Genomic DNA, 11,503 nt, shown 5'->3' with positions numbered 1-11,503 from the left:
ATTAGAGTAGATGATTTTGGCATCCTTAAATATACGAAATATTTATATTAAAAGCGTATAACCATTTAATTAAAATTCATTATGAGAAATTTCAAAAACTTATTACTTTTTAATTTTGTATTAGTGTTAATGTCTTTAACAACATTACAAGCACAAAGTATTACTCAACAGGGAAATCATGTTACGTTAGTCGGCCCATTGGCACAACAAGGAGCAAATAATGTAGAATATGTATTGAAAAACTTTAATATTGGTCCCGGTGGACCAGGAATATTTTCACTTTACGCACATATTCAATTGTTTGGCGGGAATTTTTCTGGAGGCAGCAATATACCACTGCAAGTAAAAACAATCAATTTGGGACCTTTTCCAAGAGAAGCTAGGTTTTCTGTAAATTGGTCAGATGACTGCCGTTCAATACTTAATAATTCAAGAATGGATGTTAGAATTTGTAATGGAAGTGACTTTTTTAGTTGTGTCTTTTTTGACCCACAGATTAATGTCGTATTAGATAGATTTACTTTAAATAATACCGTTTGTACTGATGATGACCCTTGTGATATTGCTCAGAATGATATAAATTCAGTAATTAATAATACTACTTTAACCGATTTACAAAAATTAAAACAGTTTGTACGAATTCTAGAAAACAATCCAGATTGCGATTTAAATACTTGCTTTTAGATAATCATAAATACTATGCATTAATAAAAACCGAGGTATAATTGAATTATACCTCGGTTTTGTTGATAAAATAAACCCATATTAGGCACTAGAACTTCGTTATGAGTATTGACAGTTCTATAAAATCGAGTATTTTCATAATTTCAATATTGCATCGTTATGGTTGAATCAAAAAAATGACATCAACTAAAATGAAATGTAATTGACACAAAAGCTTAATAAAAAACTCTAAAATGCAAGAAGAAAAAGACTTTATAAAGAGAGAAATTCAAAAATTGGCATTAGTTTTTAAAAAACTTACAAGTCTTATTATAAAAATAGAACCTAAAAATATTGAAAATGAATTAACTACTATTGAATCAAATCTAAAAAAGACTATTAATTTGACTCTAAAAGAGATTTCCGAGATGAGTGAAGCTGAATTTATCGAAAAAATAAAAATTTTTGACGAACAAAATCTTGAGCAATTATTAGAATTAATACATGCTATAATCATAAAATCTCAAAAAAAAACTAAACTAAATTTAGCTAAAAAAGGCATTGTGATTGCTGACTATTTAGATAAAAATTCTAAAACTTTTTCTTTAAAGAGACACGATTTAAAAAACGCTTTAACACATTATATCCAAAAAAACTTCTCATAGTCAGCTATCATTTAACAGATTCAAACGAGTTCACTTTAGGTATATAAATTTGGTGATTCTAATAAAAAACATAAGCAAAATAGCATACTTGAATTTGTATTGAACTTAAATGCAACAACTCATATCTGTATTACGATTTTTAAACTGAGCATCCTCAATTATTACAATTTCCTCAAAATTATAAAATCATTCAATAGCAAAACAGTCTAGTATTAATGGGATTGAATTCAATAGTACTAAACCTTAACACTAACTTCACATTAAAGATAGTATTATGGAAAAGAACTTAATAAAAGGAGCCATTAAAATGCTTATGTAGTCTATTGCTCAAGGTTACGGCCCACAAAAAGTTAGAGTAAATAGTATTGCTCCAGGTGCAATCAATACGATTTACTAACAAAAATTTCGCATATATGCTGTTTCTTTTTCACTATTCTAGCGTTAAAAAAAGCAACCTTAACTAAGGCTATGCTTGATTTTCTTGCCTTAGACTAGCAAAAAATAATTCAACATATTTATACGAAATCATTATCACTAAATCGTATAAAACTAAAATTTACAACTTGACATAGAAAACTGAAAGCACTCTAAAAAAAATGTATAAATTAATACCTTATAAACAAATCGGAATTCCAGAAGATATTGAAGCAGTTGTTACTTAGTTAGCTTCTGATTCCTCCGAATATACATGGCACAACACTATTTGTTGATAGAAGCATGACCTGCTATCCTAGATTTACTAAAAATGGTTAAAATTGATATATGAACACCAAAAAAAATACTGAAGAAATTCGCTTAAAAGAGCATTATGATAAAAAAAAGAAATGGCTAGAATGGGGGCCTTATCTTAGTGAAAGACAATGGGGCACAGTACGTGAAGATTACAGCCCCAATGGGGCTGCTTGGGATTATTTTCCGCATGATCATGCACGTAGCCGAGTATACCGTTGGGGCGAAGATGGTATTGCAGGATTCTCTGACCGTCATTGCGCTATTAACCTTTCTGTGGCGCTTTGGAATGGAAAAGATCCTATTTTAAAAGAGCGCCTTTTCGGACTCACAGGTCCCGAAGGCAATCATGCCGAAGATGTAAAGGAGTTATACTATTATTTAGATGCTTCGCCAACGCATTCATACATGAAACATTTGTATAAATATCCACAGGCAGCCTTTCCTTATAAAGATTTGGTCGATACCAATGCTCGCAGAAATAAGAATGATCTTGAATATGAAATTTTAGATACTGGAGTTTTTAACGAGAATAGGTATTTTGATGTTTTTACAGAATATGCTAAAGCAGATGAAGAAGATATTTTAATGCGAATTAGCGTACACAATCGAGGTCCAGAAACTTCTGAAATATCAGTAATGCCCACGATTTTAATGCGAAACCTTTGGAGTTTTGGTAAAATGAGAGGTGAACATTCTATTACCAAATTAAAGTCGACTGAAAAATATGGTTCCGTACTAGTAAAACATCCTAAATTAGGAGAATATTACCTTCACTTTGAACAACCTCAAAAGTGGTTATTTACTGAAAACGAAACCAATCAAGAAAAACTATTTGGAGTTAAAAACAACTCGCCATACGTAAAAGATCTATTTCATGATGCGGTTACTAAAAATGATTTTGAACTTACGGACGCCGTAGATAAGGGGACTAAATTTGCTCCATTATATCAAGTAAATATCCCTGCTGGAGAAAGTAAAACCTTTAAAATTCGTTTATCCAAAAACAAACAATCAGCCACATCACTTACTACTGATTTTGATTCAATATTCAATGATCGTATTAGAGAAACTGACGAATTTTATGCCCAGTTTAAACGTGGTGAATCCGAAGACACCACAAACATTCAACGCCAAGCTTTTGCTGGTATGCTGTGGACAAAGCAATATTACAATATTGATGTTCACACTTGGCTACATGGTGACAAAAACCAACCCACACCTCCAAAAGAACGACTACATGGCCGAAATAACGAGTGGAAAACCTTGAATAATGAAGATATCATTTCCATGCCAGACAAATGGGAATATCCTTGGTATGCTGTTTGGGATTTAGCTTTTCATTGTGTGCCCTTAGCTATGCTTGATGCTGAATTTGCCAAAAATCAACTCCTCCTTATTTTAAAGGAATGGTATATGGCTCCTAGTGGACAAATGCCAGCTTACGAATGGGCATTTTCTGATGTTAATCCCCCAGTGCATGCATGGGCTGCATTTCAGGTTTATGAAATTGATAAGAAAAAAACAGGAAAAGGCGATATTGATTTTCTTAAAAAAATATTTACCAAACTCTCGTTAAATTTTACATGGTGGGTTAACCGAAAAGATTTTGATCAAAATAATGTTTTTGAAGGAGGTTTTTTGGGTCTAGATAATATTGGGGTTTTTGATCGTAGCAATCAAATTCCAGGTAATGGTCACTTAGAACAAGCTGATGGAACCGCATGGATGGCTATGTTTTCATTAAACATGCTACAAATAAGTATCGAAATTGCATTGCATGATCAATCTTTTGAAGATATGTGCACCAAATTTTTTGAACACTTCGTACATATTGCCTCATCACTCAACGGCATTGGAGATAACTGGAAAGGTAGTTGGGATGAAGACCAAGGCTTTTTTTACGATGTACTCATTTTACCAAATAACGATTACATTCCTATTAAAGTACGCTCATTAGTAGGTTTAATGACGCTTAACTCTGTATTGGTACTTGAAAAAGAAAAATTAGCTAAGCTTAAAGATTTTACCCGAAGGTTAGAATGGTTTAGAAATTACAGAAAAAACAACAACCAAACTTTGGTTGTTGAAGAATACACTAAAGGTGAAGATATTTTATTATCCATGGTACCTAGAGCACGTATGGAACGTTTGCTAAGTGCTTTATTAAACGAAAATGAATTTTTAAGTGATTACGGTATTAGAGCACTTTCTAAAATTCATCAAAACCCATATCATTTAGTTATTGACGGAAAAGAGTTTAGTGTAAAATACGATCCTGCTGAATCCTCCACCTATTTATTTGGAGGTAATTCCAATTGGCGAGGTCCTATTTGGATGCCAATGAACTTTCTTTTTGTACAGTCGTTACTTGAATATCATAAATATTATGGGGACACATTCACGGTATGTTACCCACACGGTTCCGACACTAAAAAGAACCTGAAACAAGTGAGCGACTTAATCAATAATCGCTTACTAAACATGTTTAAAAAGGATAAAGACGGAAATAGACCGATACATCAATTACATCAAGAATGGTATAAAGATGAGCATTTTAAAGATCTAGTTCTCTTTTATGAATATTTTCATGGGGATAATGGACGTGGTGTTGGCGCTAATCACCAAACAGGATGGACAGGTTGTATTGCTACCCTTATTGATAATTCATGTTGGTAGTTTTTACAATTTCACAACTAAAAAAAAGCGAGTCTCAAAAAATGAAACTCGCTTTTTATTTGTAAATTCTTAAGGAATATTATTTCTTAAAATCATTAATTTTTTAACAATCTCGCAGTCTGTTTTCCTTTTTCCAAACTCATTACAGTAATGAAATACACTCCACTTGCTAAACCTTCTACATTAATAGAAGCATCAGCATTAATGTTAATTGGGTATTCTGCTCCTGTAATATCATACATATGAATTGTATTCACTTGAGTTAGATCTAAACCTTCAACAAACACTGCATCTGTAGCAGGGTTAGGGTAAACCGATAATCCAAGAGAAGTACTACCTTCAATATTTTTAGCACCAGATCCACCTGTACTCAATGTAATTTTATCTAAATTCCATTGCCATACATTACTACCAGATGCTGTAATTCTTATTGTATTACTTCCCGCTGCTAATGCTACAGTTCCTCCATCTAATGATCCAAAACTATCCCATTGTCCATTATTAGGCACGTTAGTCGTTGTCGAAGCTGAACTACCCACCACATCAAACTCAATTTGAGCATTATCTGATGGTGACGAAATAGAGTAATCAATAGTATATGTTCCAGCAACAGCAACATCCACTGTATACTCAACATAATCACCAGAATTTACATAATTGATATTAGCTCCAGCATTATTTACTCCAGAACCTGGTCCTCCTGCAAAAGCATCATCAAATGTACCTCCTGTAGTATCAAAATCTTCGGCTTCAATAACAAGCGTTGCATTTTGACCTGTAGTAGGCGCTGCATTACGCTCAACACGTACTGAATTTGAAGATAAATCATATGTCCCTTGTAAACCTGAAACATTTTCACCTACGCTAAGACCTGTTAATCCACTTTCGTAAGAAATATGCCATATTAAACACACTCCAGTACCTGCATCGTCAAAATTAACTGCTTGCGGTGTTGGTGGTAAACCTAATATATTTAAACTCTCATCAGTAACTACCCATCCAGAATTTGCACCTTGATTTCCAGAAACTGAAACACCAGACACATTATCTGCTATTCCATCAACTACAAAAGTGAATGGCCCTCCTGTTAAAGTACCTCCATTAACTACTGGAGCTGTTGTCCCTCCTTGTTTAGTTAATGTAATTTTATCCAAATTCCACTGCCAATCATTAGTCCCAGAACCTGTTACTCTTAGTGTTTGCACACCTGTACTTAAATTAATAACAGTACCAGATGTTAGTGTAGTATAAGCATCCCAATCACCATTATTAGGTACATTATCTGTTACTAATGCAGTTCCATTAATAGCTAATTGAATTTGAGCATTATCCGATGGAGTTGAAATTAAATATTCAATTGCATACTCCCCGGCACTACCTACATTAATTGTATACTCTGCATAATCACCTCTATTTACATAGTTGATCCCTACAGCTGTTTGATTTACCCCTAACCCAGGACCTCCTGCGCTAGCATCATCAAAAGTACCATTGGTTGAAATAAATGTTTCTGCTTCAATAACAATTTTATCTCCAGCTGGATCTACAACAACTACTACTGGGTTTCTGTTTACACGAATACTATTAGATAAATCAAAGTTTCCAGTGAAACCAGAAATATTAGCCCCTGCTGTTAATCCACCGATAGTTCCTTCATAACTTAAGTGATATATAAAACATGTTCCTGTACCTGCAGTATCAAAATTCACTGCTGTCGGTACTCCTGGTAAACCAAGAATAACTCCTTGATCATCTGTAACCACATACTGTGAATTTGCTCCTACATTTCCAGAAAGTGAAACACCAGATACATTATCGGCAATACCATCACCCACAGTAAATGTAAATGGTCCTCCTGTTAATGTTCCTCCATTAACAACTGGATCTACAGGATCAATAGGACCCGATCCTCCACCTTCACCAACAGTTACTACTGATGTATCCGTGAATGAACCATCTCTAGAAGTTGCAGTAATTGTTGCAGTACCATTAGCTACTCCAGTAATTACTCCAGAATTATTTACCAATACAACGTCTGTATTATTAGAAGACCAATTAACCGCACCATTACTAGCATTTGCAGGTGCTACTGTTCCTTTTAAACATTCAACTTCCCCAATACCTATTGTTATAGTTGCTGGCGAAACATTTAAACCTGTAACAGACACAGCTGGGTCAGCACTTCCGCCAGAATTATCGGTTACAGTGATTACCACAGCATCCGTTTTTTCACCTTCTAGGGTAGTAGCCGTAATAGTTGTAGTACCCGTTGATACTGCAGTAACTACTCCTAAATTATCAACCTGAGCCACACTTGAATTAGATGTCGCCCAACCTATTGATTGTACGGTTGCATTAAATGGTATAATAGCTCCATTCAACTCAACTGTTTCTCCAACACCTACAGTTGCTTCTCTTGGAGAAATACTTACTGCTTCTACATCAATTGATGTATCAGTTGGCGCTACAGGTGTTCCAGAAACTCTTACTGTACTTATACCTACTAAACCACCATCTTGAGTAGTTACTTCTGCTGTTACTGTTCCTTCAGAAATCCCTGTTACTACACCAGCTCCATTTACTATAGCAATAGTGGAATTACTTGTTGTCCAAGTAATTGCTTGAGTTGTTGCATTACTAGGAATAATTGAAGCATTTAAATTAAATGTTTCTCCTGGTCTAATATTTACATCTACTGGTGTTACTTGAATATCTGTAACTGGTACTCTTCCTCCAGTTGGAACAGCATCATATACTCTAATCCAGTCAACTAAAAATAAGTTTCTTTGGTTTTTATCATCTAAATCTTCGCGTGTTGGAAAAATATTTAATGCCGCTAACCATGATTGTTGCTCCATATTAATAATAATATGCTGCGGCTTACTTAAACCTGTTCCTCCTGTATAACCATATTTGTCAATAGCATCAAAACTTGTAGTATGCTCCGATAAATTACCTTGAGGATCTACAAAACTATGTTCATTCTTTTTAATGGTTCTAACCAATTTTCCGTTGATGTAATATTCTGCATGATGTGGATTTTTCCAATATACCCCAATGGTAAAAAAGTCTTTTCTCCATGTTTTTCTATCTTCTTCAAAATACCAAGTTCCAAAAACACCTTCCTCATCTCTAGGTTGGTAATCTGTAAATGGCTCTCTAATAAAAGTATGATGACTTAAATGAATACGTTCATCCAAAAATTCACGCCCTGGTTGCGTATTTGGATATGATTCTAACATATCTAATTCTTCTGTTTCATCATCACTAATCATCCAAATATTATTGGCTAACATACAACCTGCCTGCTTTACTCTTGATTCCATGTACATTGGATAAGATAAAGTAGACTTAGAAGAAATACATCCAGTATAAACAATTGGTAATGTAGCATCCCATGCTGCATGTATATTCAACATCCCATTGGTAATCCATGTATGATCCTTGTGATATGATGTTGCCGATGGTCCTGAGAAACCATTAATGTAAAGTTCGTTCCATCTTTTTTCAAATTCTGGGTGAATACTTCTTGTGTTTGACTCGTAGTTAAAGCTATCCGAGACTGGGTTGAGTTCCCATACCATTCCTGATGGTGCATTTGCTGGTATTGGGATTCCGTTCCAATCCTGAGCAGAAGCCCCAATTGATGACAAACAGAGCGCTGCCAACATAAATTTTAAACGTTTCATAATTATATTGAGTTAGAGTTTTGGAGCTAACCATAAAAGGCTCCTAATTAGTTGTTTTTAAATATGGTTAAACATTTTATATTATTACATTACTATTCATTGATTAAAACTACTCCTAAGATTCACTCTATAGGTTTCCCTATAAATCCAAGAGATTTTGAGCTGCTTTAAAGCTTTAAATAATAAACATGATTAAACACAGTAAAATTTAGATATGCATATCACTAAACATACCTAGTTTGAGCTAATATTTTAAACGAAGAAATAGCATAGGTGTTGTAGGCTAAAAAAAAATTACCTTTTCTTTAAGATTTTACGCAAACCTTATATCATATATAAAGCAATTTTTAATTAAATTAAACAGAATAATCTTCTTTTGTAGCACTTTTACTAATAGCAACCTTGTTTTATTATCATTTTATTAACATAAATTTAGAATTAAAGTCTGGCAGAGAAAAATAAATCATTCGTTTTTCGTTTAAAAGCTAAGTAGTTACGACAAATAACAGGTTAAATCTTTCAATACCGCAAAACAAATTCTAACAATTATAACCGACTCATTTTTAATGTTTAAAAAAACAAACACAATTTCAAACAAAACTTAAGTAATCGATTAATAGTATTTACCATTAAAAATCTATTCTATTTCGAAGTTCTAATGCATAATGGGAGTTAAAGTCATGTCTTTTTAAATACCCCCGCAAATTCTTTCCAAAAAATATTATATGGGTATGTAAAAAAATGCAAAAAAGCTGCCATGCCACAAAACATAACAGCTTTTACTTTATTGTAATTAAAAGCCTATAAAATCAACAATACATTATCGCAATAATGCGAAATGACCTCGATATTCATCGCCACTATCGCGTACGGCAACATACCAGTAATCATCAGCTGGCATATGAATATTGTTATATGTACCATTCCACCCGGGGCTTTGAGGTTTAAAAGAAGTCATTAATCTACCATAACGGTCAAATATGGTAATCAAAAAGTCATTAGTCCTTACCCCTTCTATATTCCATGTATCATGTACACCATCATCATTTGGGCTAAAGAACTTTGGAAAACCAAACAAATCAAATTCCACAATATCTGGTGGAGAACAATTGTTATTCACAACAGCTGTATGTACTCCCAAAGGTAAATTAGTAAACAAATTATCTGATTGAGGTCCAATTACCCCACCATCTTCTAATTCAACCGTATATTCTAAATTAGCTCCAAAAGGGGTTATAATCAAAGCACTTCTATCACCAGTTTCAACGGTAGTTCCGGATGGTGCTGGCGTTTCAACAACTGTCACTTGAGCCACATCGGCAATACATGATGTACTAATTGGATCAACCGTATAACTGTACACCCCTGCTCCAAACAAAGCAGGACTCCAAGTACCTCCTGGATTTGCATCTCCCAGGAAATTATCTAACATACTAATTGTTAAAGTTTCACCTTCACATATAGTTAGTGTTCCTCCTGTTCCAGCATTTGGCGCTTCAAATACCGTCAATTTAAAAGGAACCAAACTACTTTCACATCCAGTTATCGGGTTTACTGATTGTAAAAAGAAATCAAAAATACCTAAACCTGATACCGGTGGAATAAAATTATTCGTGTTACCCAATAACAATGTAGTACCATCACTATCAAACCAATTCGCCGTTAAACCTGCAGCTATACCTGCTCTAAATTCAACAAAATCACCTTCGCAGGTTTCAATATCATTCACAATAGGGTCTTCTGGCGGTGGAGTTACTGTAACAATTCTAGTTACTGTTTCATCACCACAAGGCCCCGTACTGCTTATCGTATATTCAATTATTGCAGACCCAAAACTATTTCCGGTAACCACTCCATTTGCATCAACACTAGCAATTGTTGGACTTAGTGATCTCCAGGTTCCACCTGTAAAACCAAGTTCTGGCGTAAATGTAGTTGTTTCGTTTAAACATACATTTTGCTCTCCCGATAAAGTACCTGCACCCAAAGGAGCCTCCACAATAATGTCTGTATTTGCAATAGCATTACAATCTCCAGTTGGATCAACCTCATATAAAATACCTGCTATACCAGCTGACACCCCTGTTATTTCTCCAGTAATGGCATCAACAGTCGCTATAGATTCATTTAATGAAGTCCAAACCCCTCCAGTATCACCTCCACCAATAGATAACGTGATCATGCCTTCTTCGCAAATACGCTCTCCGACTGGCAAACTCCCAGGATTTGGTGTTGGATCCACAGTTATTCCTCTAGAAACGGTAGCTGCTGCGCAACTTCCTGCCCCAGATACTGTATATTCTATTACCGTACTACCTCCGGATACACCTAGCACATTTCCACTACTATCCACAGTAGCTATTGAAGTATCCAAAGAGTTCCATGTTCCTGATTCACCATCTGAGGTATATAATACCGTATCTCCTTGACAAATCTTTTGATCTCCATCTATCATTCCTGGATTTGGCGTTGCATTAACAGTAATATCAATAGATTTAGTTACCGCCATATCACATCCATTTCTACTCACTGTATATTCAATAGTTACCACACCCGCTCCAATAGGAGTAAAAGCACCTGTATCTGCATTTACCGTAGCGATACTTGTATCAGATGAAATCCATGTCCCTCCAGCCACTGTCGATAAAAGCACTACAGGCGGTTCGTTATTTACACAAGTTTCAATAATACCAAAACGAGTAGAAAGAATAACATCTGGTTCCGACAATTCTTCCACTAACACATCCCTCCTTGCTATACCCGCTGCACAAGTTCCACCTGCTGGCGAACCCGGAACCGTATATTGTATGACAGCTGGACCTCTACTTACCCCAGTAATAAGTCCCGTAAATCGATCAACTGTTGCTACAGACGTATTTAATGATGTCCACTCCCCTCCTGATTGGGTTGACGTATATGTTGTTGTCCCTCCAACACATATAGTTTCGGCAGGACTAATTGTTCCTGCTGTTGAACGTATTAAACTCACTCTGACCAATTTTGGAGTAGCAGCAATACTTCCACATGAACCTGAACTTGGTATGGTATAATTAATCAGTGTTTCTCCATTAGACACTC

Annotated in this window: 5 protein-coding genes; 3 read left to right on the top strand and 2 right to left on the bottom strand. The window is 34.9% G+C overall.

All coding sequences use genetic code 11. From position 1 onward, the window contains the following. Window positions 1-81 precede the first annotated feature (81 nt). From KQA_RS0214080 to KQA_RS0214070, 3 genes are all read left to right on the top strand, one after another. Window positions 82-684 (top strand): hypothetical protein, encoded by a 603-nt coding sequence (locus KQA_RS0214080; RefSeq protein ID WP_010182073.1) that lies wholly within the window; start codon window positions 82-84, stop codon window positions 682-684. A 233-nt stretch (window positions 685-917) separates the two neighbouring features. After that, the gene (locus tag KQA_RS0214075; protein WP_010182071.1) at window positions 918-1,328 is read left to right on the top strand and encodes a hypothetical protein; all 411 of its coding nucleotides are present in this window, start codon (window positions 918-920) and stop codon (window positions 1,326-1,328) included. Window positions 1,329-2,090: 762 nt separating this feature from the next. Next, window positions 2,091-4,736: an MGH1-like glycoside hydrolase domain-containing protein gene (locus KQA_RS0214070; RefSeq protein ID WP_010182070.1), complete on the top strand. Its 2,646-nt coding sequence runs from the start codon at window positions 2,091-2,093 to the stop codon at window positions 4,734-4,736. A 95-nt stretch (window positions 4,737-4,831) separates the two neighbouring features. On the opposite strand, the gene KQA_RS0214065 is transcribed toward KQA_RS0214070, so the two are convergent. Further along, entirely contained in the window at window positions 4,832-8,425 is a 3,594-nt protein-coding gene (locus tag KQA_RS0214065; RefSeq protein ID WP_010182069.1) for an Ig-like domain-containing protein, read from the bottom strand. A gap of 820 nt (window positions 8,426-9,245) precedes the next feature. After that, on the bottom strand, window positions 9,246-11,503 hold a 2,258-nt coding region (locus KQA_RS20565; protein ID WP_198283125.1), incomplete at its 5' end, for a T9SS type B sorting domain-containing protein.

The sequence above is a fragment of the Aquimarina agarilytica ZC1 genome, assembly GCF_000255455.1.
Classification (GTDB): Bacteria; Bacteroidota; Bacteroidia; order Flavobacteriales; family Flavobacteriaceae; genus Aquimarina; species Aquimarina agarilytica.
The sequence above is the reverse complement of the archived record's forward strand: the minus strand, read 5'-3'. Positions and strand labels throughout refer to the sequence as shown.